This window comes from Streptomyces sp. NPDC053048 (assembly GCF_044547045.1).
In the GTDB taxonomy this organism is placed as follows: Bacteria; Actinomycetota; Actinomycetes; order Streptomycetales; family Streptomycetaceae; genus Streptomyces.
This window is the reverse complement of the sequence record NZ_JBITZS010000002.1, coordinates 12,518-36,664: the sequence shown is the minus strand read 5'-3', so window position 1 is coordinate 36,664 and position 24,147 is coordinate 12,518. Positions and strand designations below refer to the sequence as shown.

20 protein-coding genes are annotated in these 24,147 nt (G+C 73.0%); 8 read left to right on the top strand and 12 right to left on the bottom strand.

The window, feature by feature from the left end; translation table 11 throughout:
• Nucleotides 1-40: 40 nt before the first annotated feature.
• A complete protein-coding gene (locus tag ACIG36_RS05360) occupies nucleotides 41-772 on the top strand; it encodes a PhzF family phenazine biosynthesis protein (RefSeq protein WP_399922325.1) in 732 nt (243 codons plus the stop codon).
• Here ACIG36_RS05360 and ACIG36_RS05355 read toward each other — a convergent pair.
• Nucleotides 699-2,552, bottom strand: a complete 1,854-nt coding sequence (locus tag ACIG36_RS05355; RefSeq protein WP_399922323.1) for a glycoside hydrolase family 15 protein — start codon at nucleotides 2,550-2,552, stop codon at nucleotides 699-701. The genes ACIG36_RS05360 and ACIG36_RS05355 overlap by 74 nt on opposite strands.
• Nucleotides 2,549-2,935 carry a hypothetical protein gene (locus tag ACIG36_RS05350; RefSeq protein ID WP_399922320.1) on the bottom strand — a complete coding sequence of 129 codons (387 nt, stop codon included), beginning with the start codon at nucleotides 2,933-2,935 and terminating at the stop codon, nucleotides 2,549-2,551. The genes ACIG36_RS05355 and ACIG36_RS05350 overlap by 4 nt, the downstream gene beginning before the upstream one ends.
• Nucleotides 2,936-3,143: 208 nt before the next feature.
• Here ACIG36_RS05350 and ACIG36_RS05345 point away from each other — a divergent pair, with 208 nt between their 5' ends.
• The 4 genes from ACIG36_RS05345 (at nucleotide 3,144) to ACIG36_RS05330 (ending at nucleotide 6,874) form a co-directional block, all read left to right on the top strand.
• Nucleotides 3,144-3,533 (top strand): VOC family protein, encoded by a 390-nt coding sequence (locus ACIG36_RS05345; RefSeq protein WP_399922317.1) that lies wholly within the window; start codon nucleotides 3,144-3,146, stop codon nucleotides 3,531-3,533.
• 200 nt (nucleotides 3,534-3,733) lie between these two features.
• Nucleotides 3,734-4,672, top strand: a complete 939-nt coding sequence (locus ACIG36_RS05340) for a DMT family transporter (protein ID WP_399922314.1) — start codon at nucleotides 3,734-3,736, stop codon at nucleotides 4,670-4,672.
• Nucleotides 4,673-4,787: 115 nt separating this feature from the next.
• Complete coding sequence (locus tag ACIG36_RS05335) at nucleotides 4,788-5,159, top strand: VOC family protein (protein WP_399922311.1); 372 nt, start codon at nucleotides 4,788-4,790, stop codon at nucleotides 5,157-5,159.
• A gap of 53 nt (nucleotides 5,160-5,212) precedes the next feature.
• The gene (locus tag ACIG36_RS05330) at nucleotides 5,213-6,874 is read left to right on the top strand and encodes a bifunctional 3'-5' exonuclease/DNA polymerase (protein ID WP_399922308.1); all 1,662 of its coding nucleotides are present in this window, start codon (nucleotides 5,213-5,215) and stop codon (nucleotides 6,872-6,874) included.
• On the opposite strand, the gene ACIG36_RS05325 is transcribed toward ACIG36_RS05330, so the two are convergent.
• The gene (locus ACIG36_RS05325) at nucleotides 6,853-8,409 is read right to left on the bottom strand and encodes an AMP-binding protein (protein WP_399923934.1); all 1,557 of its coding nucleotides are present in this window, start codon (nucleotides 8,407-8,409) and stop codon (nucleotides 6,853-6,855) included. The genes ACIG36_RS05330 and ACIG36_RS05325 overlap by 22 nt on opposite strands.
• 69 nt (nucleotides 8,410-8,478) lie before the next feature.
• On the opposite strand from ACIG36_RS05325, the gene ACIG36_RS05320 reads away from it, so the two are divergent.
• The gene (locus ACIG36_RS05320; protein WP_399922305.1) at nucleotides 8,479-8,880 is read left to right on the top strand and encodes a RidA family protein; all 402 of its coding nucleotides are present in this window, start codon (nucleotides 8,479-8,481) and stop codon (nucleotides 8,878-8,880) included.
• 50 nt (nucleotides 8,881-8,930) lie between these two features.
• Here the strand turns inward: ACIG36_RS05320 and ACIG36_RS05315 are convergent, their stop codons facing one another.
• Together ACIG36_RS05315 and ACIG36_RS05310 are read right to left on the bottom strand one after the other, a co-directional pair.
• A complete protein-coding gene (locus tag ACIG36_RS05315; RefSeq protein ID WP_399922302.1) occupies nucleotides 8,931-9,626 on the bottom strand; it encodes a UdgX family uracil-DNA binding protein in 696 nt (231 codons plus the stop codon).
• A gap of 102 nt (nucleotides 9,627-9,728) precedes the next feature.
• Nucleotides 9,729-10,259 carry a TerD family protein gene (locus tag ACIG36_RS05310; protein ID WP_399922299.1) on the bottom strand — a complete coding sequence of 177 codons (531 nt, stop codon included), beginning with the start codon at nucleotides 10,257-10,259 and terminating at the stop codon, nucleotides 9,729-9,731.
• A 243-nt stretch (nucleotides 10,260-10,502) separates the two neighbouring features.
• On the opposite strand from ACIG36_RS05310, the gene ACIG36_RS05305 reads away from it, so the two are divergent.
• On the top strand, nucleotides 10,503-11,306 hold the full coding sequence (locus ACIG36_RS05305; protein WP_399922296.1) for a hypothetical protein: 804 nt from the start codon (nucleotides 10,503-10,505) through the stop codon (nucleotides 11,304-11,306).
• Here the strand turns inward: ACIG36_RS05305 and ACIG36_RS05300 are convergent.
• Nucleotides 11,213-13,537 carry a family 2 encapsulin nanocompartment cargo protein terpene cyclase gene (locus ACIG36_RS05300; RefSeq protein ID WP_399922293.1) on the bottom strand — a complete coding sequence of 775 codons (2,325 nt, stop codon included), beginning with the start codon at nucleotides 13,535-13,537 and terminating at the stop codon, nucleotides 11,213-11,215. The genes ACIG36_RS05305 and ACIG36_RS05300 overlap by 94 nt on opposite strands.
• A 130-nt stretch (nucleotides 13,538-13,667) precedes the next feature.
• Nucleotides 13,668-15,098, bottom strand: coding sequence for a cytochrome P450 (locus tag ACIG36_RS05295; protein ID WP_399922290.1), 1,431 nt, complete (start codon nucleotides 15,096-15,098; stop codon nucleotides 13,668-13,670).
• A gap of 297 nt (nucleotides 15,099-15,395) precedes the next feature.
• On the opposite strand from ACIG36_RS05295, the gene ACIG36_RS05290 reads away from it, so the two are divergent.
• Nucleotides 15,396-16,544, top strand: a complete 1,149-nt coding sequence (locus ACIG36_RS05290; RefSeq protein ID WP_399922287.1) for a hypothetical protein — start codon at nucleotides 15,396-15,398, stop codon at nucleotides 16,542-16,544.
• Nucleotides 16,545-16,580: 36 nt separating this feature from the next.
• Here ACIG36_RS05290 and ACIG36_RS05285 read toward each other — a convergent pair whose 3' ends face one another.
• The 5 genes from ACIG36_RS05285 to ACIG36_RS05265 all read right to left on the bottom strand — a co-directional run bounded on the left by ACIG36_RS05285 (nucleotide 16,581) and on the right by ACIG36_RS05265 (nucleotide 24,004).
• The gene (locus ACIG36_RS05285; RefSeq protein ID WP_399922285.1) at nucleotides 16,581-17,843 is read right to left on the bottom strand and encodes an alginate lyase family protein; all 1,263 of its coding nucleotides are present in this window, start codon (nucleotides 17,841-17,843) and stop codon (nucleotides 16,581-16,583) included.
• Between the two features lie 106 nt (nucleotides 17,844-17,949).
• A complete protein-coding gene (gene phsA, locus ACIG36_RS05280; protein ID WP_399922282.1) occupies nucleotides 17,950-19,761 on the bottom strand; it encodes an O-aminophenol oxidase PhsA in 1,812 nt (603 codons plus the stop codon).
• 151 nt (nucleotides 19,762-19,912) lie between these two features.
• Nucleotides 19,913-21,271, bottom strand: coding sequence for a cytochrome P450 (locus ACIG36_RS05275; RefSeq protein WP_399922279.1), 1,359 nt, complete (start codon nucleotides 21,269-21,271; stop codon nucleotides 19,913-19,915).
• A 131-nt stretch (nucleotides 21,272-21,402) separates the two neighbouring features.
• Nucleotides 21,403-22,842 carry a glycoside hydrolase family 47 protein gene (locus ACIG36_RS05270; RefSeq protein WP_399922276.1) on the bottom strand — a complete coding sequence of 480 codons (1,440 nt, stop codon included), beginning with the start codon at nucleotides 22,840-22,842 and terminating at the stop codon, nucleotides 21,403-21,405.
• 178 nt (nucleotides 22,843-23,020) lie between these two features.
• A complete protein-coding gene (locus ACIG36_RS05265) occupies nucleotides 23,021-24,004 on the bottom strand; it encodes a hypothetical protein (protein ID WP_399922273.1) in 984 nt (327 codons plus the stop codon).
• Nucleotides 24,005-24,147 lie beyond the last annotated feature (143 nt).

The window sequence follows — 24,147 nt, the reverse complement described above, 5'->3', positions numbered from 1 at the left end:
CCGTGCGCGGCACGGCTGGTTCGATTGGTTCAATCACCCCATGGACGATCTTCGCGTGGTACGGGTGTTCACCGGTCCGGACGGCGGGGGAGGCAATCCCCTCGGCGTCGTCATGGACGGGCGGGCCGTGCCGGACCCCGCGGCGCGGCAGGCGATCGCCGCCGGACTCGGGTTCAGCGAGACGGTGTTCGTGGACGACGCCGAAACCGGACGGGTGGACATCCACACGCCCAGCACTCGCCTGCCGTTCGCCGGGCATCCGCTGGTCGGCGTCGCGTGGCTGCTGCGCCGGCAGGGACGGCCGGTGTCCGTGCTGCGGCCGCCGGCCGGGGAGGTGCCCGTCTGGACGGAAGACGGGACCACCTGGATACGGGCACGGGCGCAATGGGCGTCCGGGCGGCGGACCGAGCGGTTGGCCACGGCGGGCGACGTCGAGGCGCTGCCCGGACCGCCGCCCGGCCAGGGCTGGCTGTACGTCTGGGCGTGGGAGGACGAGGCCGAGGGGCGAGTGCGGGCGCGTGGGTTCCCGCGGCGCGGCGACGGCATCGTGGAGGACGAGGCCACCGGCGCCGCGGCCCTCGAACTGACCGCACAGCTGGGGCGGTCGCTCGTGGTGCGCCAGGGCACCGGCTCCCGCATCCTGACGCGCTGTCACGACGACGGCACGGTGGACCTGGGCGGCAGCGTGAGCGACCTCGTCAGAACCGGCAGTGCCGGGCCGACGCCTCCCGGTTGGTCGTCACCGCCCGGTCCAGGTTGGTCGCCGCGCTGATCAGCGCGAGGTGGGTGAACGCCTGCGGGAAGTTGCCCAGGGCCTCCCCGGCGGCGCCGATCTCCTCGGCGTACAGGCCGAGATGGTTGGCGTGCGTCGTCATCTTCTCGAAGATGTAGCGCGCCTCGCCGACCCGCCCGGCCCGGCCCAGGGCCTCCACGTACCAGAACGAGCACAGGTTGAACGTGCCCTCCTGGTACGGCAGGCCGTCGGTGCCGTCGGACTGGTAGCGGTGGACGAGGCTGTCGCTGACGAGCTCGGACTCCAGCCGCCGCACCGTCGACAGGAACCGCGGATCGCCCGGCCCGGCGAACTTCACCAGCGGCATCACCAGCAGGGACGCGTCCAGCGTCGAGCCGTCCGCGTACTGGACGTACGCCCCCAGGTCCGGCGCGTAGCACCGGTCCTGGACGTACCGATAGGCGGCCGCCGCCGCGTCCCGCCAGCGCTCGACGGGGGCCGGCATGCCGCGGTGGCGCGCGATGCGCATGGCGCGCTCGAAGGCGACCCAGGTCATCAGCGCCGAGTAGGTGAAGCGCCGACGGCCGCCGCGGGTCTCCCAGATGCCGTCGTCGGGCTGCTCCCAGTGCTTCTCCAGCCAGTCCAGCTGCCGGCTCAGGGCCTCCCACAGGTCGTAGGAGATGGGCTCGCCGTGCTTGTTGTAGAGGTAGACCGAGTCCATCAGCTCGCCGTGGATGTCGAGCTGCAGCTGGCGGGAGGCGGCGTTGCCGATCCGGACGGGCCGGGAGCCGCGGTAGCCGCAGAGGTGGTCCAGGACCGTCTCCGGCAGCTCGGCCCGGCCGTCGATGCCGTACAGCACCTGCAGCCCGGTGCCCGGCGGCGCCTCGACGCAGCGCCGGTGCAGCCAGTCGATGAACGCGGCCGCCTCCTCCGTGAAGCCCAGCCGCATCAGCGCGTACAGGGTGAAGGCCGCGTCCCGGACCCAGGTGTAGCGGTAGTCCCAGTTGCGTCCGCCACCCAGCGACTCGGGCAGCGAGGTGGTCGGCGCGGCGACGAGCGCGCCGGTGGGCTGGTGGACCAGCAGTTTTAGAACCAGCGCCGAGCGTTCGACCGCCTCCCGGTAACGCCCCCGGTAGGTGGACCGGCGCAGCCAGCCGTCCCAGTACCGCAGCGTGTCGTCCAGCAGCCGGGACGCCTCGCCGGAGTCGAAGGGCCGTACCTCGCCGCCCCACTGGGCGGCCAGCTCCAGGGTCTCCCCGGGGCCGAGGACGACCGTGGCCCGCGCCCCGCCGTCGTCGGCACGCAGCGGCACGGACGAGCGCAGCACCAGCGTGCCGGCCGGGCCGCTGAAGACCGCCCCGACGCCCTCGACCACCTCGACCTCGTGCGGCGCGCGGGCGTAGTCGAAGGCCGGCCGGCACTCGAGCTCCACGGTGGCGCTGCCGCGCACCATCCGTACCTGCCGCACGATCTGCCGGACGTCGCCCGCCGGGCAGGACGGATGGTCGGGCACCATGAAGTCGTACAGCTCGGCGACGGCCCGCTGGGCGAGGAACCGGGTCAGCAGCACATTGGAGTCCGGCAGGTACATCTGCTTGGTGCGCTCGACGTCACGCACCCGCACCGAGAACGAGCCCCCGCGCCCGGCGTCGAGCAGCGAGCCGAACACCGAGGGCGCGTCGAAGCGCGGCAGACAGCACCAGTCGATCGTCCCGTCGACCCCCACCAGCGCCACCGTGTGCAGGTCGCCGATGACGCCGTGGTCCTCGATCGGCAGGTAGGTCCCGGGCCCCGGACGTGGCCCGACATCGTGCTTCATGTCCCGGGCCGCGACGTCAGCCGGAGCCGGGCCTCGAGTTCGTGCTCGCCGGGGATCGTGCCGTGGTCCTCGACGGCGAAGGCCGCCGCCAGCTCCTCCTTGACCTGGCGCACGGGGTCGGCGGCGCCGAACAGGTCGACGGTGACCGCCCCGGCCAGCGCGGGCGCGGTGATCCGCAGCGGGCGCCGGGTCCGCGCGTCGACGACCATGCACCAGACCGTGGGGGCGGTCGCGCCGGGATGGGCCGCCCGGCTCTCGCTGCGGGGCGGCGTGGGCACCTCGGGAAAGGCCTCCTCCAGCGCCGCGAACACCGCGCCCGCGTCGTCGTCGGCGCATCCGGTCAGATGAACGCTGACGTGGTCCGGACTCTCGGGACGGCTCATCACCCGTGCTCCTCTGCCGTAGTGAGCGCTGCGGCGCCGGCTCTTCCCCCGCCGACCCTACGAGTACCCCGCCGGCCCGGCGCGGTGGCGGCGGCCATCCGGGCGAGCGACGCCGCTGGTCTATGATTTCGATTCGGTATCGAACGTCGTCACCAGCCCGGTGAGGCGCACGAGGTGCCGAGAGATGCTCCTTCGGAGGCATTCCACCGTGTCCATCCAGCTGAACCACACCATCGTCCACTCCCGGGACCGCCAGGTCTCCGCCGAGTTCCTGGCGACCGTCCTGGGGCTGGAAGTCGGCCCGCCCATGGGCCCTTTCCTCCCCGTCGAGACCGGCAACGGCGTCACCCTGGACTTCGCGACCGTCGACCAGGGCGACATCGCGCCGCAGCACTACGCCTTCCTGGTGCCCGAAGAGGAATTCGACGGGATCTTCGCCCGGATCCAGGCGGCCGGGGCCGACTACTGGGCCGACCCGGCCCGGACGCTGCCCCGGCAGATCAACCACAACGACGGCGGCCGGGGCGTGTACTTCGCGGACCCCAGCGGCCACTACATGGAAGTGCTGACGCGCCCCTACGGCAGCGGTAGCGAGTAACGAAAACGCAGGCACAGCAAGACCTCAAAGGAATCCTTTGAGGTCTTGCTGTGTTTCTTTATTCGACTTATAGAACAAATCTCGGTAGCTTCGGCGGCGTCCGAAGGGGACGGAAAAATTCCGGGCCTCTTCCGCATCTCCGACCGAAGGCGGTGTTTCCGTTGGTGGGCGAGCGTCGAGCGGCGACTCCTTGGAAGTTCATGGCCGCGACAGCGATCCTGTGGGGTTCCGCGTTTCCCGCGATCCGCGTCGCACTGGACGACTACCCGCCGACGGCCATGGCCGTCCTGCGCCTGGTCTTCGCCGTCCTCTTCCTGCTCCCGTGCCTGTTCACCGGCCGCGTCAGCCGCCTCCGCCGCAGCGACATCCCGCGCATGGCGGCCTTCGGCCTCACCGGCATGACGGCCTACCAGCTCCTGCTCTACGCGGGCGAACGCCACGTCGAGGGCGGCACGGCGGCCATGCTCGTCGCCACCTCACCCGTCTTCGCCACCGCGCTCGGCATGCTCGTCCTGCGCGAACGCCCCGGAGCCTGGGGCGTTGCCGGACTCCTCGTCGCCCTCTGCGGCGCGCTGATCGTCGCGACGGCCGGCGGTGACGGAGGCGGCTCGCGGTCCGGCATGGTGATGATCGTCCTCGCTGCCGCCGCCCAGGCGACCTCCTTCGTCCTCCAAAAGCCCCTGCTGCGCCGCTACTCGGGCATGGACTGCATCTTCTACGGCAGCCTCTTCGGCCTCCTGCCGCTGCTCTTCTTCGCGCCGGAGGCGGCCGGCCACGTGATGGCCGCCGGCTGGCAGCCGACCGCCGCCGTGATCTGGCTCGGGCTCGGCTGCACGGTTCTCGCCTTCTGCACCTGGTCGCGCGTCCTGGCCGCCGCCACGGCGTCCACCAGCTCCCTCGTCCTCTACGCGGTGCCCGTCGCCGCCCTCGCCCTGGACGCCGTCCTGCTCGGCACCCTGCCGACGCCCATGGCGGGCCTGGGCGGCCTGACGGTGCTGGCCGGCGTCGGCACAGCCGCCGTACGCCGCCCCGCGGCACGGCCGGCGCCCGCGCCGCGTCCCGAACCGGAACCCGAGACGGCGCCGGAAGCGGCGACGGCCGGCGAGGCGACGAGGGACCGCACGCCGACGACCGTCTGAACGCCTGGACCACGGCCTGAACCTCCGCCTGGACATCGGCAGCCCGAGCACCCGCGGTCACCTGTGTGGACCAGCGGGTGCTTCAGGCATTCGCGGGTGCGGAAGGCAGGAGGTCATGTTCAAGAACACCAAGGCGTTCAGCGGCTTCGCGGTGAACGACATCGGCTCGGCCCGGCAGTTCTACGGCGAGACCCTCGAACTGGAGGTGTCCGGCCAGGACGACCTGCTGTTCCTGCACCTCGCCGGCGGCGCGAAGGTGGTGGTCTACCCCAAGCCCGAGCACACTCCGGCGACGTTCACGATCCTCAACTTTCCGGTGGACGACATCGAGGCGGCGGTCGACGAGCTGGGACGGCGCGGGGTCACCTTCGAGCGCTACCCCGGCATGGAGGCCGACGAGAAGGGCATCTTCCGGGGCGACGGCCCGCTCATCGCCTGGTTCACCGACCCCGCCGGGAACATCCTGTCCGTCCTGCAGGAGGGATAGGCCGGTCCCGCGTTGTCAGACCCCGGTGCGAGACTTCCCGAGTGAGATGGGCAGTGGCTGATGCGGGGGACGAGGGCGTTCGGCTCTGTCCGGTCGACGGTGAGGGGCGGGCGGCCGGGCCCGCGACGACGGAACCGAGCCTGGCCGAGGCGGTGCGGGCGCGGCCCGATGTCGAGCGGTGGGTGTGGCGGTCCACGGCCGGGACGTACGGCCGACTGCTCGCGGCGGGCGTCCGCGTGGAGCGTTGCTACGACGTGGAGGCCGCCGAGGCGCTGCTCATCGGCCACGAGGAGGGCCAGTCGGGCCAGCCGCGCTCGCTCGCCGCGGCCTGGGCGCGCTCGCGCGGGCTGCCGGTCCCGGCGGATCCGCCGGTGCGGGCGGCCGACGCCCAGCCCTCGCTGTTCGAGCCCGGCCCCGTGCCGCTGCCGCCGGGGACCGACGCCCTCGAGGCGCTGCTCGAGGTGTACGCCGGCCAGCTGGCGCGCACGGAGAGGACGGCGGAACCCGGGCGGATGCGGCTGCTGACCGCCGCCGAGTCGGCGGGGATGCTCGTCGCCGCCGAGATGGGGCGGGCGGGCCTGCCGTGGCGCGCCGACGTGCACCGGGCCCTGTTGCACGAGCTGCTGGGGGAGCGCTACCCCGGCGGGCAGGAGACCCGGCGGCTGGCCGAGCTGGCCGACGAGGTGTCGCGGGCGTTCGGGGCGCGGGTGCGGCCCGATCTGCCCGCCGACATCATCAAGGCCTTCGCCCGCGAGGGCATCGCCCTGTCCTCCACCCGGGCCTGGGAGCTGGAGGCGATCGACCATCCTGCCGTGCCCCCGCTGCTGGAGTACAAGAAGCTCTACCGGCTGCACACCGCCCACGGCTGGTCCTGGGTGCAGTCGTGGGTGCGCGACGGCCGCTTCCGTCCCGAGTACCTGCCGGGCGGCACGGTCACCGGGCGGTGGACCACCAACGGGGGCGGCGCGCTGCAGATTCCGCGGGTGGTCCGGCGGGCGGTCGTCGCCGATCCGGGCTGGCGGCTGGTCGTCGCGGACGCCGACCAGATGGAGCCGCGCGTCCTGGCCGCCGTCTCGCGCGACCCCGGCCTGATGGACGTCGCCGGCAGCGGCCGTGACCTGTACGCCGACCTCGCCGAGCGCGCCTTCGCCGGCGACCGCGACCGGGCCAAGCTCGCCGTGCTCGGGGCGATCTACGGACAGACCTCCGGCGACGGCCTCAAGCACATGGCCGATCTGCGGCGCCGCTTCCCGCGCGCGGTCGCGTACGTGGACGACGCGGCCCGTGCGGGGGAGGAGGGCCGCCTGGTGCGGACCTGGCTGGGCCGCACCTGTCCGCCCTCGACCACCTCTCTCGCCGACGAGGCGGGCATCCCCCAGGACGATCCGGCGGACGCCCCCGCCTACGGCAGTACGGCGAGCGCGCGTGCCCGGGGGCGCTTCACGCGCAACTTCGTCGTCCAGGGCAGCGCGGCCGACTGGGCGCTGATCGTGCTCGCCGCCGTCCGCCAGTCGGTCGCGGGCCTGCGCGCCGAGCTCGTCTTCTTCCAGCACGACGAGGTGATCGTGCACTGCCCGGAGGAGGAGGCGCCCGCCGTGGTGGAGGCCATCCGCACGGCGGGGGACCGCGCCGGGCGCATCGCCTTCGGCGACACACCCGTGCGGTTCCCCTTCACCACGGCCGTGGTGCGGTGCTACGCGGACGCCAAGGCGTAACGATTCGCCGCCTCCTGCCGCAGCGCGTTCTTGTCCGGCTTGCCGGCCTCGGTGAGCGGCAGGGAGCCGGCGAAGACGATGGACGCCGGCTCGTACATCGCCCCGCGCTCCTTGCGCACCAGCTCGCGCAGCCCCCGCTCCAGGCCGCCGTCGTCGCCGCCGGGCCGGGCGACGACGACGGCGTGGACGCGTTCCATGTGGTCGGCGTCCCGCACCCCGAAGACGGCGCTCTGCAGGACGTCCGGATGCGAGTTGAGGAGGTCCTCGAGCTCGGAGGTGTAGACGTGGCCGCCCACCACGATGATCATGTCCTTGAGGCGGTCGACGACCGTGAGGTAGCCCTCGTCGTCCAGGCGCCCCACGTCACCGGTGTGGATCCAGCCGTCGCGCAGCACCTCGGCGGTCAGCTCGGGCTGCTTCCAGTAGCCCCGCATGATCTGGGCGGACCGCACGCAGATCTCGCCGTGCGCGCCGCTGGGCAGTTCCGCGCCGGACTCGTCGCGAATGCTCACCTCGACGCCCGGCATCACCTTCCCCACCGTGCGCAGCAGGTGCGGGCGTTCCAGGTCGTGTTCCCCGGCCGTCAGCAGGGTGATGCCGCCCGCCTCGCTCTGCCCGTAGAACTGCACCAGCACCGGGCCCAGGCGCCGTACCGCGTCGGCGATCCGGGCGGGGGAGGCCTGGCAGCCGCCGTAGATGACGGCGCGCAGGGCGGAGGCGTCGGTGCTGTCCGCGGCGGGGTGGTCGAGCAGCTGGTACAGCAGCGGAGGCAGGAGGAAGAGGTGGGTGATGCGCTCGCGCTCGATGGCGGCGAGCACGGCCGCGGGGTCGAAGTCCTCGAGGAGGACCACCGTGCCGCCGTGGTACAGGGTGGAGTCGGCGAACATGCCGGCCGCGTGGGCGAGCGTGGTGCACACCAGCTGGCGCCGCTCCTCGCCCAGCGGGATCAGCTCGTGCGTCTGGGCGCCACTCAACTGCGCGAAGGTGCTGCAGATGCCCTTGGGGCGGCCGGTGGTGCCGCCGGTGTGCCGGATGGCGCACACGTCCTCCGGCCGGGCCCGGCTCGCGACGGGCTCGTCGGACTGCCGGGCGGCCTCCTCCAGCAGATCGGATCCGCTCCCGGCCGGGCCGAGGGTCAGGACGGTGTCCACCGGGGCCTGCGCGACGATCTCCGCCGCCCGGTCCGCATACCGCGGGTCGACGACCAGGGCGCGCGTCTCGACGTCGTGCACGATGGTGGCCTGGGCCTCGGCCGACAGCTTGTTGTAGAGGTGATTGACGCGGCAGCCCAGCAGGTGGGCGGCATAGCGGACGGCGATGGCCTCCGGCAGGTTGCCGCTCAGCAGCGTGACGGTGTCGCCCCGGCCCACGCCCCGCTCCCGCAGGGCACGCGCCAACCGGTGGACCAGCGCGCGCAGTTCGCCCCCGGTGACGCGCCGGTCCCCGTGGACTAAGACCTCCCGCTCGGGGGCCGCGCCGAGAATGTCGAGGTTGTTCTCCACGTAGTTGCGGAAGGGGGGCTGGGAGCCGGGCATGTTCATCTCCTGACGACGGTCCATATGGTTACCTCAGGCAATCATGATGCCATGGGTGATCATGGCCCCATGGACCGACAGAACAGCTTGACGCACATTCCGGCCCCCGAAGGCGTCGCCCCCGCCAAGGGCTACACCCACGTCGTGACGGGCTCGGGCCGCATGGTCGCGATATCCGGCCAGGTGGCCCTCGACGCGCACGGCGACGTCGTCGGCGCGGACGACGTGACGGCGCAGACGCGGCAGGTCTTCGAGAACCTGCGGCGCTGCCTCGCCGCGGCCGGCGCGACCTTCGACGACGTCATCAAGCTCACCTACTTCGTCACCGACATCGCCCATCTGCCCGCCATCCGCACCGTGCGGGACGACTTCGTCGACGTCGAACGCCCGCCCGCCAGCTCCGCCGTCCAGGTGGCCGCGCTCTACCGGCCCGAACTGCTCGTGGAGATCGAGGCGTTCGCGCTCGTGTGACGGGTGCGTAGTCGCCGCCTATGACGAACCGTTTCCGCCCGGCGGGCCGCTCACCCACCCCCGCCGTTTAGCAGCCCCGCCGCCACCCGGAGGTCCGACACCAGGCCCGCGTAGGCCTCGGCCCGTGCGGTGGGGTCCGAGCGCAGCACGGCCGACGGGTGGATGGTGGCCACCAGCACGCCTTCCCCCTCGCCGTCGCCGTCCAGCGACGGCAGCGGGAGCGCCACCCCGCGCTGCTGGGTCACCCGGAACGACGGGCCCAGCAGCGACTTGCCGGCCGTGGCGCCCAGCGCGACCACCACCTCGGGGTCGAGCAGCCGCAACTCCGCCGCCAGCCACGGCTTGCACGCGCTGATCTCGCGCAGGCCCGGCGCCTTGTGGATCCGGCGCTTGCCGCGCGCCGCCCGCTCGAACTTGAAATGCTTGACGGCGTTGGTGATGTAGGCGTCCCCCGGATCGATCCCGGCCTCCTCCAGCGCCCGCGTCAGCACGCCCCCGGCCGGCCCCACGAACGGCCGCCCCTGCCGGTCCTCCTGGTCGCCGGGCTGCTCCCCGACGAGCACCACCCGTGCCGAGGCGTCGCCCGCGCCGAACACCGTCTGCGTGGCCTCCACGTGCAGCGGACAGCCCCGGCAGCCCGCCGCGGCACCCCGCAGCGCCTCCAGTCCCGCCTTCGGGGGGACGAAGGGGCTCGCATCGTAGGCGGCCTCACCGTTGCCGGGGCCGCCGGGAGCCGGATCCCGCACGGAACACCTCCGGTGCCTGCTCACCACCAGTGTCCCCCCGGACGGCCTCGCCCGCCGCCCGCCGCCCGGCTACGGACGGCGGCTACGCACCGGGAGCGGGCGTCACTCCAGGTCGGCGCCCATGACCCGGGCGAAGGCCGCCGGATCCGTGTCGAACCCCTGCACCGTCCCGCGGAACTCCCACGCACCGTCGGCGTTCCGGGCGAACTCCGCGACGGTCGCGGCCGTGGCGTCCGCCACCCCGGCGAAGCCGTCCCGCCGCAGCTCGGTCGTCCCCTCGGCTATCCGCACCTGGGTGCCCTCTACGTCGGCGAACGTCCTGCGCCCCCAGCGTTGCTGGATGGCCACGCCGACCACCACGCGCGCGTACTCGGGCGCCAGCCGGCCCAGCTCCAGGGTCATGACCTCGTCGAAGCCGAAGCCCTGCCCCGTACGGCTGTCGCGGTTGAGGGTGATGGTGCCGTCGGGCGAACGGCTCTCGAAGTGCACGAGGTACGCCGGCGCTCCGTACGGCTCCTCCGCGCGGTAGGTCGCGGCGATGATGTCGAGGTCGTGAGCAGGCGATCCGGCGGGGCTCGGATCCCACTTCAGGGCCACCTCGACCACCTGGATCCCCTTGTTGAGACTGCTCATCCCGTCACTCTCCCCTCCCGCCGCCCCCGGCCCGACAGGGCGGGCACACAGGACCGCTGCCCGTCCGTCAGCGCATCATGCCACGCCGCCCCTCGCGCAAGGGCCGCAATCGGCTCCCCCGGTACGACCACCCGCCACCACCCGTACCGGGCGGTTTCGACCTCCGACGAACACCGGTGACCCGCCGGGCGGAGGCCGTCCATCATCGCGACACACCACCCCGCGAACCGTCGGAGGGAAACGTTGTCCAGCGCCCCCATACGCCTCGAGGTGCCGCCCGGAGTGAGCGCGGGCGTCGCGGTGTTCGACCGGCAGGCCGGTGCCTTCACCACGACGCACGACGCCCACGCGCGCTTCCGCTCGGCCTCGGTGGTCAAGCTGCTGATCGCCCTCGACCACCTCTGGTCGAGCGGGCGGCACCCCCTGCCCGCGGGCGACGGGGAACGGCTCGATCTCATGCTGCGCAGCAGCGACGACGACGCGGCGAGCGAGCTGTGGACCCGCAACGGCGGTGCCGCCATCGTCGAACGGGCGGCGGCACGGCTGCGCCTGGCCGACACCGTCCCGCCCCCCTCGGCCCATCCCGGCTACTGGGGATACACCGGCCTCTCGGCGGCGGACGTCGTCACGGTCTACCGGTACCTGCTCGACGAGGCACCCGCCTCGGTCCGCGAGCGCGTCATGGGCAGCCTGCGCGGGGCGACCCGCCTGGGCACGGACGGCTTCGACCAGTCCTTCGGCATCGCGGCCGCCTTCGACCGTCCGTGGGCGGTCAAGCAGGGCTGGTCGGGCTTCGATACGGACGGGCAGCCCCGGGGGAGGGCGGCGAGGCCGACGGCCGCCGCGGCCGGCGACGTGGACCTGGCGCGCGCCGCCCTGCACACCACCGGGACCGTCGGCGTCGCCGACCGCGGCATCGTCGCCGTCCTCACCCTCCACCCGAGGGGCACCGCCTACGGCAGGGCCCGCGCGGACCTGGGCAGGCTGACCCGCTCGCTGAACGTCCCCGGCGCCGTGCCGGCCGCCCCGCCGAGCCCCGGCGCGTAGGGCGCGCCCAGCAGTCCGGTGAGCCGCGTGGCCGAGGTGCCCAGTCCGGTGGGCACTCCCCAGGACGGTGCCGCCGGCCGCGCGGCGTGGTGCCGCAGCAGGTCGGCCTCGCCGTAGCGGCGGCAGTCGCGGTGCCAGGTGAGGATCGCGGACATCCAGTTCTTGAGCTCTTCCGCGTACCCCTCCAGCGTGGCGCGGGCCTCCGCGTCGAGGTCGAATTCCTCGAAGAGGGCGGGCAGTTGGGTGGCCAGGACGTGCTGGAATTCCCGCATGCGGGAATTCATCAGGTCACTGACGATGGCCAGGGCCTCGGTCCGCCCGCAGTCGAAGAAGTTCTCCACGACGAGGACGGCGTTGTGCACCTCGCCCTCGAACTCGATTTCCTTCTGGTACGAGAAAATGTCGTTGATCATGCAGGCGTAGTCGGCCGCCGCGTTCTCCATGGCCTGGACGGGCCGCGAGCGGTAGACCTCCGGCGGCACGGTCCTGCCGTGGCCGATCCGGGACAGGGCCATGGTCAGTTCCGAGCCGAAGGTCCTGCGGCGCATCTCGATGTAGTCGACGGGCTCGGGAACGCGGTTCTCCTTCTGGTTCGCCAGCTCCCACAGCCAGCTGTCCACCATGGTCTCGATGGCGGCACGGAACGTCCGGCGGGCCTCCTCCGTCATGGGGCCCGCCATCCGGGTCCACAGGTCGGCCAGCGAGCGCTCCAGCACGTTGGCCGGATGCGGCATGGCGTCGACGTCCAGCGGCATGAACTCCAGCAGCCGGGCGTTGCAGGCCTTCGCGGCCGTCATGTCGTGGGTGCGGCCGAAGACGGCGGGGTACAGGTCGTCGCCGTACGTTCCCCAGGTGAGCCAGTCCGTGCCCATGTCGAGCTCGTCCGGGGTGGCCTCCGGGTGGAGCCCGGCGGCGCACAGGGCGAAGTCGTAGTCCCGCAGCTTGCCCTCGTCCCAGAGCCCCGAGAAGGGGTCGTCGGGGGAGTGGGCCAGCATCCCCATCCGCTCGCCCCAGGCGATGTTGTTCCGGCGGGAGCCGTCCAGGTGGGGGCTGAGCCGGGTGGGGTAGGGCATGTCGAAGTCGGGCAGCGGCAGCGGGCCGACCTTGCGGAACGGCACATGGCCGTGGCTGCGCAGTCGCGCCGGCAGGGTCGCCACGACCGAGGGCACCAGGCGGGCCGCCGAGGTGCCCAGCCCGAGCGGGCCGCCGAGCAGCGGGCCGGCCGTCGTGCCGCCCCCGGCGGCCCCGTTCATGTACCGGCTGGAGCGCATGTGCCACTCGTGGCCGCCCGACTGCCAGTCCTGCAGGCCCTTGACGTAGGCGAAGACGTCGGCGCACTCCTGCGCGCCCAGGCCCTGCTCCAGGAGCAGCGGCCCGACCTCGGTGAGGGCGGTGTGCTCGAACTGCTGGAGCCGGGAGGTGAGCAGGTCGTTCACGGAATTCGCGGCCTGCTGGGTCTCGCAGCCCAGGAACCGCTCGAGGACCAGGACGGCGTTGGCCAGTTCGCCCTCGGACTCCGTCTCCCGCTGGTACGAGAACAGGTCGTTGCGCAGGTGCACCCCGTCGGCGAAGGTGTCCCTGAGCACCCGCATCGGACGGCTCGCCGCGATGCCGTCGGGCACCTCCGCGCCGGCCGCGTACTCGACGAGATTGGCGGACCAGGGTGCCCCGCCCACCTTGCGGCGCATCTCGATGTACTCGACGGGGTTGGAGATCCGTCCCTCATTGATGTTCGACAGCTCCCACAGGGATTCCTCGAGCAGGTGCCAGGTGCTCTCGCGGAACCGCCGGCGCCAGGCCTCCGACATCGCGGGGACGGTACGGGCCCACAGGTCCGCCAGCCCCGCCTCCACCGGATTGGTGGCCTCCGGCGGCGCGGGATCCCCGCTCAGCGGCATGAAGGCGGGCAGCCGGTCGAGATAGGCCTGGGCGCCGGCCGTGTCACCGGTGCGCTTGAACAGGTCCAGGAAGTGGTCGTCGAAGAAGAACACCCACACGTACCAGTCGGTGACCAGGTCCAGCTGCGGACCCGACGCGTCGGGGTGGGTGTACGAGCACAGCAGCGCGTAGTCGTGGGAGTCGAAATCCCCCTCGTCCCAGATGCCGGAACCCTCGACCATGCCGAATTCCCGGGCCCACGCCTTGGAATGCTCGCGGGCGCCCTCGAGATGGGGATTCAGCCGGGCCGGGTACGGCACATAGAAATCGGGCAGTTCAAAGGGGTTCGGCATCGCGTGCGCGGCCTTTCGGTACGGAGCCGGGAAAGGGCAGTCACCACGGCACGCTAGGCGCCGGGCCCGTGGACGAGCACAAGGAAAGTCGGATTTCCCCTCAATATGGTGAAGGGTGGGGCGTCCCCGGTTAACGATCTTGAAGGTGGGTGGGGCCGGGCACGTCGTCCGCCTGCCGCCGGATCACGGGCGCCGCCGGCGCACCCCGGCGTACGGTGCGCATCCGCAGCCCTCGCGGGCTCATGACCACGCCCAGCGCCGGCCGTACCCGCTCGCCGGGCACGGGCTCCAGCCGCCACGCGGCGGCGATGGAGGCCAGCGCGAGGGTGGCTTCCGTCCGGCCGAAGGCGTCACCGATGCACTTGCGGGCCCCGCCGCCGAACGGGACGAACGCCCCGCGCGGCCGCTGCGCGCCGGGACCGGCCTCACCGGCCGCGGACCAGCGGTCCGGGTCGAAGCGCCCGGGATCGGCGTACAGGTCCGGACGGCGGTGCAGGAGGTAGGGGCTGAAGGCGACGGTGGTACCGGCCGGAACGGTGTGCCCGCCCAGCCGGGTGTCCGCCGTGGCGACCCGGGTGAGCAGCCAGACCGGCGGATACAGCCGCAGGCTCTCGGTGACGATCCGGCCCGTCAGGTCCAGGCGGGGCAGGTGCTCGAGCGTGGCGGGCGCGCCCCCGAGGACGGCGTCGGCCTCCGCGCGCAGCCGCCGGGCGAGCCGCGGGTGGTGGCCGAGCGCGTGCAGCGCCCAGGCCAGGGTGCTGGCGGTGGTCTCCGTCCCGGCGATGAAGAACGTGAGGATCTGGTCGTCGATCTCGGCGTCCGAGAAGCCCCGTGCGGCCCCGCCGCCCGCCGCGTCCCGGGCCGCCAGCAACGCCGACAGCAGGTCGCCGTGGTCGGTCCGCTCGGCGCGCCGCTCGGCGATGATCCGCCGGACCGTCCGGCGCAGGCGCGCGTGGGCCCGGACGAACCGGCGGTTGCCCGGCGTGGGCAGCCGGTCCGGGCCGGCGGGCATCAGGGCGCGCCGGGTGATGCCCGCCATGACGGTCGCGAAGTCGTCCATGACCGTGCCCAGGGCGGACGGCGGAAGCCCGTCGGCGAACATCGTCGCGACGGCGGTCCGCGCGGTGAGGGTCATCATCTCCGCCAGGACGTCGACGGTCCGCCCGTCGTGCCAGGAGCGGGTGACCGTCGCGATCTGCCCGGTCATCACCCGCGCGTAGCCCGGCAGCCGCGTGGGGTGGAACGACGGCTGGATCAGCCGCCGTTGGCGCCGGTGCTCGCGGTACGGGCAGGTGCCCAGGCCGTTGCCGCCCACCTCCCGGATGCGGTCGTACAACGGCCCGCCCTTGTCGAAGGCCCGGTCCTCCAGCAGGACTTGGCGGGTCAGCTCCGGATCGCACACCACGACGGCCCGGAACGGGCCGATGCGCACCCGGACCAGATCGCCGCGGGCGGGCAGGGAGGACAGGAAGTCCAGCGGGCCGCGCAGCAGTGGCACCGCGTGGCCGAGCAGGGGCAGCGCGCCGGGCGCTGTGGCAGACGTGTACGTGGGCTTCACCATGGCTCCGAGGAATCGTCACGACCGGATCGAAGCTCAAACCGCCTCGTTCACGACCGTGCCCCCCGTTTTTGCCCTCAACCCTCAGTAACGGGAAACAGCGGGAGAAAGGGGTGCGAAATCGTTGGCCAGTGCACCTTTTCGCGCCCCCGGGCCGTCCGCCCGCCGCGACGCCCGGGACGCCCGGGGCCCGTAGCGCCGCGGGACCCCGGCATTGGCCCGTGCGGGCGCGTACGACTGGCCGCGCGGCCGGGACTCTGGTGACCTGGAGACATCCTGTGGGCCCGAGGAGGATGACCGATGGACATCGGCGCACTGACCGACGAGACACTCCGTGACCTGCGCCGTCCGCGCGACTACCCGGCTGTGTCACTGCTGCTGCCCACGACCCGGCGCTCGCCGTACAGCCCCGAGGACGCGGTACGGCTGCGCAATACGGTCGCGGAGGCCAAGCGGCGGCTCGCCGAGGATCCCCGGGTGACCCGGGCCGCCCGGACCGACGTCGAGAACCGCCTGGACGCGGCCGCCGCCGAGGTCGACCTCACCCACTCCACCGACGGGCTGCTGATCCTGGCCGCCCCCGGCGAGCACCAGGTCTGGTACCTGCCGCGTTCGGTGCCCCAGCGCGTGGTCGTCTCCGACACCTTCCTGACCCGCAACCTGGTCGCCGCCCGGATCGTCGAGGAACCCTACTGGGCGCTGGTCCTCTCGGAGAGCGAGACCCGGCTGTGGGACGGCGCCGGGGAGAACCTGACCGAGGTCGCGGGCGGGGGCTTCCCGGTCCGGCCCGAGCTGCCCGACCACCAGGACGCCCTGCCCGGCCGCAACTTCGACAAGGTCGGCAACCACCCGCTGTCCTCGCGCGAGGAGTCGCACGTGGAGCGCGAGCGCCAGTACATGCGCGCCGTCGTCGCCGCCGTCACGCCCGTCCTCGACACCCGCCCCCGGCCCCTGTACGTCGTCGGCCTGCGCGAGACGATCGCCCTGTTCGAGAAGCTGTACCCCAACCCGGGCGCCATCACGGCCCGGGTGGAGAGCGGCGGGGCGAACGGCAAGTCGGCGCACGAACTCCTCGGCGTCCTGCACCCGGCCTTCGAGGAGCGCCGAACCTCGCGCCGGGGCGACGTACTGCGCCGCCTCAGCGACGCCCGCGGACAGAAGCTCTTCACCTCGGGCCTGGACGAGATCTGGCAGACCGTACGGGAGGGCCGGGTGGCCCTCCTCGCGGTCGAGGACCACTACCAGGTCACCGCCAGGGTCGACGGCAACGGCGGCCACCCGCAGCGCGTCGAGGCCCCCACCGAGCCGCTGCTGGCCGACCCCTCCATCCACGAGGACGTCGTGGACGAGATCGTGGAGAACGCCCGCAACAGCGGAGCCGAGATCGAGTTCGTCCCGGACGACACCCTCGCCCAGGAGGACCGCCTCGCGGCCGTCCTGCGGTACTGACGAAACCGACGCGAACAACCCCGGCCGGAGGTTCCCTCAGCCGGGGTTGTTCGCGTGGGTGAGGGCCTCCCAGGCCACGAAGAGGTTGTCCGTCCCCCGGTACCGCCCCTCCCGGGCGACCTGCTCGGCGTCCGGGATCCTGATGCCCCGCCGGTTGCGCAGGTGATTGAGGACGACCTCGGTGTCCGGGCCCATCGCCGGCTTGACGCTTCCGTCGCACAGCCAGGACGGCACGGGGTCGCCCAGCTGGTAGCGGGCATGGAAGGCCAGTGCCGCGCGCAGCCGTTCACCGGCCTCGTCGTAGAGGTCGACACCCTGGTGCCAGGCGGTCTCCGCGATGTGCGCGGTGGCCGCGATGCCATAGCCGACGTGGGTGAAGTTGCGGCAGGTCTCCTGGGCGATGCCGTCGACGAACGTCTCCTGGCCGAACCAGTACCGCGTGATGTCCGCCCGGTTCCTGATGCGACTGCCCGGCGGACGCTCCGGCAGCCGCCCGTCCGAGTCCAGGTAGAAGTAGGCCGGGACGCGGTCCCGGAACCGGCGGACAGCCGTGGCGAACGCGTCCTCGTCGTCGAGGAACACCGCGATGCCCATCGTGGCGTCCGCCATGGCCAGGTCCCAGTTGCCGTTGTGATCGGGGGCGCCGGCCTCGGTCAGCGGCAGATAGGCGGTGCGCAGCATCGCGGCCGTGCGCCGCACCCGGCCGCGCGGCCAGTCGTCGTAGGTGTACCGCATGATCTCCGCGGCCCGTGCCCAGGAACTCCCGGCCCACGCCGCCTGCAGGGGCGCGTTGCCCTCGGTGTGCTCCTCCACCACGGCCGACCAGGCGTCCATGATCTCGACGGCCTTCCGGGCGTGCGCGCGGTCACGGGTGACGTACCACAGCAGCGCGTGCGTATACGCGGCGATGGCGTCCCGGCGCTCCTCCACACACCCGTGGCCGGGCCGGGATCCGGGCGGGCACCGCACGACGGCGACCGGCGCCGGGGTGTAGTCCAGCGACCCGTACCGGCTGGACCGCATCGTCTCGAACGCCGACTTCCACGGCTCCGCGCCACGGGCGACGCGGGCCCGCACACGGTCGAGCTGCGCCCGGGTGAGCAGCACGCCGGGATGCCGGAACGCCTGCCCCGGAGCCCGCTTCCGCACCGGCCCGCGCAGCGCCTCGGCGACGGGCTCCGTCACGGGCCGCTCCGGCGCCCGCTCGGGCGCCGGAGCCAGCAGGGGTATCAGGGCGGCGGTGAGGGCGGCGGCGAGGGATATCCGCGGCAGAACGCCTCTGGGGCACGGTCCGGGCAAGGCCCACCTCCGGTGCGACTCCCTGCAAGCCTCACGCCCCGCCGCCACCGCCGCCGGATGTGTTGCGCCGATCGGTGGCAACGGGCCGCGCGCCCCGGTGTGCCCGTCAGTGCGCGTGACCGCCGTGGTGGCCTCCGCCGCTGCCGTGGTGGAACGCCAGCACCTCACCCGGCATCACCACGAACGGCCGCATCATCCCCATGTCCTCGTGCTCCAGCACATGGCAGTGGTACATGAACCGGCCCTTCGCGCCGTGGAACCGGCCGATGACATCGACCATCTGCCCGGCCGGCACCTGGATCACGTCCTTCCAGCCCGCGTCGCTGTCCGACACCGGCACCTCGCCGCCGTACTCCAGCGGCGAACGCGTACCGCCCAGCGCCGTGTCGAAGGAGCCGTCCGGGGCGGCCGGGTAACGGAGCCTGCCGAGCACCTGGAAGTCGATGAGGTGGATGTGCATCGGGTGCGTGGGCCCGCCCAGGTTGAGGAAGCTCCACTGCTCCCACGCGTCGTGGGCGACCATGAAGCCGAGCGTCTCGTCGAAGGACCGGGCGCCCCTGCGGTACGTGCGCACCGCGCCGTCCACGCCCCTGAGCTGGATCACCCCCTCGCCCGGCACCGTCACCGAGCCCGGCTCCACCGGGTGCATCTCCCACATCCCCGGGTGGCTGTCGCCCGCGGTGCCCGGCGGGGTGAGGGCGATCAGACGGTTCCCGTGGCGCGGCGCGTTCCCATGGGTGATGCGCCGGAAGGACGCCGAGATCACCTCCGGCAGCACGAACGGGTCGTGCGCCTGTGCCTCGTCCACCCGGAACTGCATCACCTGCGGATACGGCACCCCGGCCGCGGCGTTGACCAGCCGCAGCCGGCGCCCGCGCAGCGCACGGAAGTCCATCAGCAGGTCCACGCGCTCGGCAGGGGCCACCGGCAGCGGCTCGTCCAGCGGCACGGGCCGCGGCAGCAGCCCGCCGTCCGTGCCGATCTGCCACACCGCGCCGCGCACCGGCTCCCCGCTCGCGTCGTCCACCAGCCGGAAGCGGAACGTCCGGGCGTTGGCCGCGTTCAGCAGCCGGAACCGGTACCAGCGCGCCGCCACGTCCAGATGGGGCCAGATCACGCCGTTGACGAGCGTGTACGGGCCGGAGAAGGCCCGGGTGACGTTCCTGCCCTGGGCGTCCTGGCCGGTGACGACCGTCTTGTGGAGCAGCCGGCCGGAGAGCCGGCCGCCGTCGTCCTGGTCGAGATTGCGGTCCTGGACGATCAGCGGGATCTCGTGCTCCCCGTCGGGAAGCCGCAGCGCGCCCTCCTCGTCGTCCCGTACCAGGTACATCCCGGCCAGGCCCGCGAAGACGTTCCAGCGGGTGATGTCCATGGCGTGGTCGTGGTACCACCAGGCCACCGCGCGGTGGTCGTTGGGGTACTCGCACAGCTGGCTGTCGCCCGGCGAGACGCCGTTCTCCGACCAGCCGTCGTTGCCGCCGCCGGTGGGCGCGCCGTGCACATGCGTCACCGTCCACGGCGGCAGCGCCGCCACCTCCTCCAGCGGCCGGGCGCCACTGCGCCCCGGCACCTCGGAGGGCGAGGGCGCGCCCGGCACGGGCACGGCCTCGACGGCCGTCACCGGGTGACGGCCCGTCAGCCCGTTGTGCCAGCCGATCCGCAGCCGGCGCCCCCGGCGGACGTCGATGGTCGGGCCGGGAAACTGCCCGGCGTAGGCCCACACGCGGGTCGGCGGCAACTGCGAGTGCAGCCGGACCCATGTCGTGGTCAGGTCGATGCCGATGCCCTCGAGCGCCTCGTCGGCACAGGGCCGGATCACCCGCGGCACCCGCAGGGCGTCGAGAAAGGGTGTCAGTCCGGCGGCGGTCTCCTCCTCGCCGGCCGGAACGCCCGCAGGCCTGATGGTCGTATCGGTCACGCGATGGCCCCCCGTCAACATTTCCCCCCGTGCCGACCGGACTCCCGGCGGCAGCTGTCACACATCCCACAGACGCGTGGCACACATCCCACAGCCGCGTGGAGTGCTCGTCGGGTTCGCTCCCTCCCGCGCGCCCCGGATCCCGCCGGGTCTACCGGGCGTGCAGCGTGGCCCGCAGGGGCACCGCGGGCTGCAGGAGCAGACCCACCGAGGGTCTGCCGTCGTGCGGGTCGGTCTCGAGACGGAAGCGCTGGGCCAGGGTGGCCAGGACCAGGGCCGCCTCGACGAGGGCGAAGCGCGCGCCCAGGCAGGTGCGCTGGCCCCCGCCGAAGGGGAACCAGGCGTGGTCGGGCACGGCGTCGGGCGCGTCGGCGTCCCAGCGCTCGGGCCGGAACTCGGTGGGGCCCGGGAACCAGCGGGGGTCGCGGTGCGCGGACCACTGGCTGCACCACACGACCGTCCCCGCCCGCAGCGGCACGCCGGCGAGAGCGGCGCCCTTGCCGGCCACGGCGGGGATCAGCCACGCCGGCGGGTAGAGGCGCAGCGCCTCCTTGACGACCTGCCGGGTCCACGGCAGTCGCTCGTAGTCCTCGTACACCGGGGGCCGTCCGCCGAGCACGCGGTCCAGCTCCTCGGCGAGCCGGGACCGGGCGGCCGGCGACGTGGAGAGCAGCAGCCAGATCCAGGTCAGGGCCGTGGAGGTGGTCTCGTGGCCGGCGGCCCACAACGTCACCGCCTCGTCCCGCACCTCACGGGGCGTCAGGGCTCGGCCGCTCTCGTCCCGGGCGGCCAGCAGTCGGCTCAGCAGGTCGTCCCGGTCCGCCGCGCTGTCGGTGCCGGCGGCGCGCCGCGCGTCGATCAGCCGCTCCACCTCGGCGTCGACCACCTCGACGGCGGCGAGCATCCGCCGCCGCGAGGGGGTGCGCACCCAGGACGGCAGGAACAGGTTGACGCCCCGCAGCTCGGTCCCCAGCTCGTGCTGGATCACGGTCATCGCGTCGCCGAGGCGGCCGCCCTCGCCCTCGAGGTCGTTGCCGAAGAGCGTGCGGACCACGATGCGCTGGGTGAGCCGGGTCATCTCGTGGCGGACGTCGACGCGTTGGCCGTCCCGCCAGCCGTCGGCCAGCGTCACCGAGCAGTCGACCATAGTGGCCGCGTAGGTACGCACATGGCGGGGGCGGACGGTCGGCTGGACCAGGGCCCGCTTGCGGCGCCAGTCCTCGCCCGTGCTGAGCAGGACACTGTCGCCGACGAGCTGCTTGAGGCCCCAGCCGATCCGCAGGGGCTCGTAGCCGTGCTCGACCGCCCCCAGGAGTTCGGCGATGTGGTCGGGGCGGGAGACGAAGACGCTGCGCAGCGGGCCGAGCGACCAGGTCACGAAGTCCCCGTAGTCGTCGCGCAGCCGGGTGAAGAACCCCAGCGGATCCCTGCCGAAGGCGGGGAGGTTGCCGAGCAGCGGCAGGCCGCGCGGGCCCGCGACAGGGCGTACGGGGGCTTCGGACGCGGCCATGGGGGAGGGCTCTCCGGACGTCGGGGCGGCGGACGGGCGGGACACGGGCGGTACGTCCATTCTGAGGCCGCCCACAAGGGTATGAAATACAGCTTTCGGGTGATAGCGCGGCGCGTTCGTGCGCGGCGCGTTCATGCGCGGCGCATGCCGCGCAGGACCTTGCCCTCGGTGCTGAGGTAGCCGTGGGCGTAGTCGAAGCGCGGGGCGCCGGCGAAGGTGAGGTAGAGCCATTTGAAGTTCTCGGCGAAGACGTAGGCGGGGCAGTGGTCGCCCTTGGGCATGGACCGGCGGGTGACATCGGTGACGACCGTGTAGCCGCCGGGGACGCGGTGGTGCTTCCTGAGGTTCTGGAAGTACCGCCAGGCCGTGGTCCGGTAGTAGGACTCGCCGGTCTGCCAGTACAGCTGGAAGGCGCAGTTGGCGTACTCGGGACGCAGCTCGTTCCCGGGGCGGACGGCCTCCAGGCGCGTGTAGTCGATCTGCTCGGGGATGACGGCGTACTTGTCGAGCACGGCCGTCCACGACCGGTAGTAGTCGGCCGCCAGGTCGTTGTCCCCGCCGACGGGCAGGATGGCCACGGCCAGCGAGGACTGCCGGCGGCTGATCACCGCGCCGGTGCCGAAGTCGACGTGCTTGAACCACAGCAACCCGTCGACGCGCTCGGCCTGGTGCCGGCGCAGCGCGTCGGCGAACATCCGGAACCAGTCGTGGCACTCCTCGTCGTCGAACATCATCCAGGCGCCCCACAGGTACTCGTAGAACGAGTCCACCGGCGGGTCGACCGCGCTGGACCGCCGGTCGGCCCATCTGCCGGTCTCCACGTCCATGCGGGTGGCGAGCAGGTCCAGCGCCGAGCGCCGCCGCACCAGCGCGCGCAGGGCGCGCTTGGCGGCCCGCTGGTACCGGGGGTCACCGGTGAGCTCGGACAGGACGCCGAACTCGAGGATGCTGGTGCCGATCTCGGCCACCGGGAGGATGCTGCCCGACACCCGGCCGGTGCGCAGGTTGACGTACCGGAAGGGCATGTCGGTGGGCGACTTGGTGAAGGCGGGCAGCAGCCGGTCCGTCAGGTCCACGCACAGGTCGAGCAGGCTCCGCCTGCCGGTGGCGAGATAGCCCGAGAGCAGGCCGCCGACGAGGCGGATGGTGGTCTCGAAGACCTGGAAGTCGGCGTCGATGTCGAAGTCCAGGTGGTCGACGATCCACCGGACGCACCGGTCGGCCTCGTCGTCGAGGCCCATCAGGTGGTGGGTGTCGAGCGCCTCGACGATCGACAGGCCCACCGGGTGCCCCTTGGCGAAGAACTCGCGGTGGCGCCCGGAGACCGGCAGCACCTCGTCGTGGCCCCAGGCGTACCGCTTGTACCCCTCCCAGGCGTGGAGGAATTCCGCGCGGATCTCCCGCGCCTTCTCCGGATCGGGCCGCAGATCGGCCGTCGCGGGGACGCCCCGCCCGGCCGCCGCCGCGGGTCTGCCGAGCGTGCCGCCGCCCGCCATGAGGCCGCCCGCGCCTGCGAGCGCGTACAGCATGCCGCGGCGGGTCGCGTGCGCCCCGAACGATGTGTTGATCATGACGGGAGGGTCCTCCTGACCACTGCCTCCGGGCCCGGTAAGTGATCGGTGTTGGCAGTATGGAACGCCGTGGCCGCTCTCCCCGGCAGGCGCGGCGGCGGGCGCACCGAAGGCACGACCCGTGCGCGGGGCACGGGCCGGCCGGTCAGGAGGAACCCGGTGCGGTGGTGGCGGGGCGTCAGGCCCAGGGCGCCAGCGGGTACCAGATGAGATCGCGGCGGGCCAGGATCCGGACGTCCCAGTACAGGACCATGAACACGCCCGCCGCGATGAACGCCGCCGCCGTCACGGCCGAGGCACGGCTGGGTCTGGCGGCGAACCAGCCGTGCAGCCTGTCGCCCGCCAGGCCCGCGACGAGCAGGAACAGCACGGCCATGATCAGGATGTTGCCGAGCGCCTGGAGGCTGAACGCGGCGGCGCCGTAGAGGACGTTGTGGCTCTCCGCCGCGTCGCGGAACAACTGGCGGAACAGCGGGTAGGGGCGTCCGACGAGGAACGAGCCGATCAGTACGCCCATGACGACCATGGGGGCGCCGGGGAAGCGTCGTGCGAGCCGCGCGAGGGGATCGCGCACCAGACCCAGCGAGGCGAGGCCGAGCCAGGCCATGACCAGGCCGATGCAGCCGAAGACCACCATGGACTGGATGAGCCGCGGGGAGATCCCGCCCGCCCCGGCGGTGCTCGCCTGGAACTGGGGCATGCGGGTGCCGACCGCCGCGACGACCACGCCGTAGGCCGCCGACACCGCGACCGCTCCGGCGGCCAGCAGGCCGAGCGGCTTCAGCATGCGGGCCATCCGCCCCCGCCGGCCCGGTACGCCGCCCGCCAGCGGGGCGATGGCGCTGAAGGCGGCCACGTTGCAGGCGGTGAACGTGCCTGCCACGCCGGTGGCCAGGGCGAACGCTATGCCGCCCAGCGCCCCGGTGATGGGTGTCTCGCGCGCCTCGTGGCCGAGCAGGGTGTCGGCGACGTTGCCCCCGATGGTCCGGTCGACGAACTCCGCCGACCACACCACCGTCAGCGCGAACCCGAACAACGCGCCCAGCCCGACGATCAGGGCCCTGCGGCCGGGGAAGTGCCCGTTGACGAAGAGAGAAGTTCCTTGCGGGGGAGGGGAGATGGACGTTCTCCGGGTCTCGGGTCGGTGCGGTGCCTGGGTCATTCGGTGACCTTTCGCGGGGCATCGGGCCCGTCGGTCCGTCGGGCCGTCGGTCCGGAAAGGTAATCGCGGATCGTCGCCCCGAGCACCGGCTGGACGGCGATACAGCACGCCGGAAGAAGGCCCCGCACCGGTCGGGGCCGAGT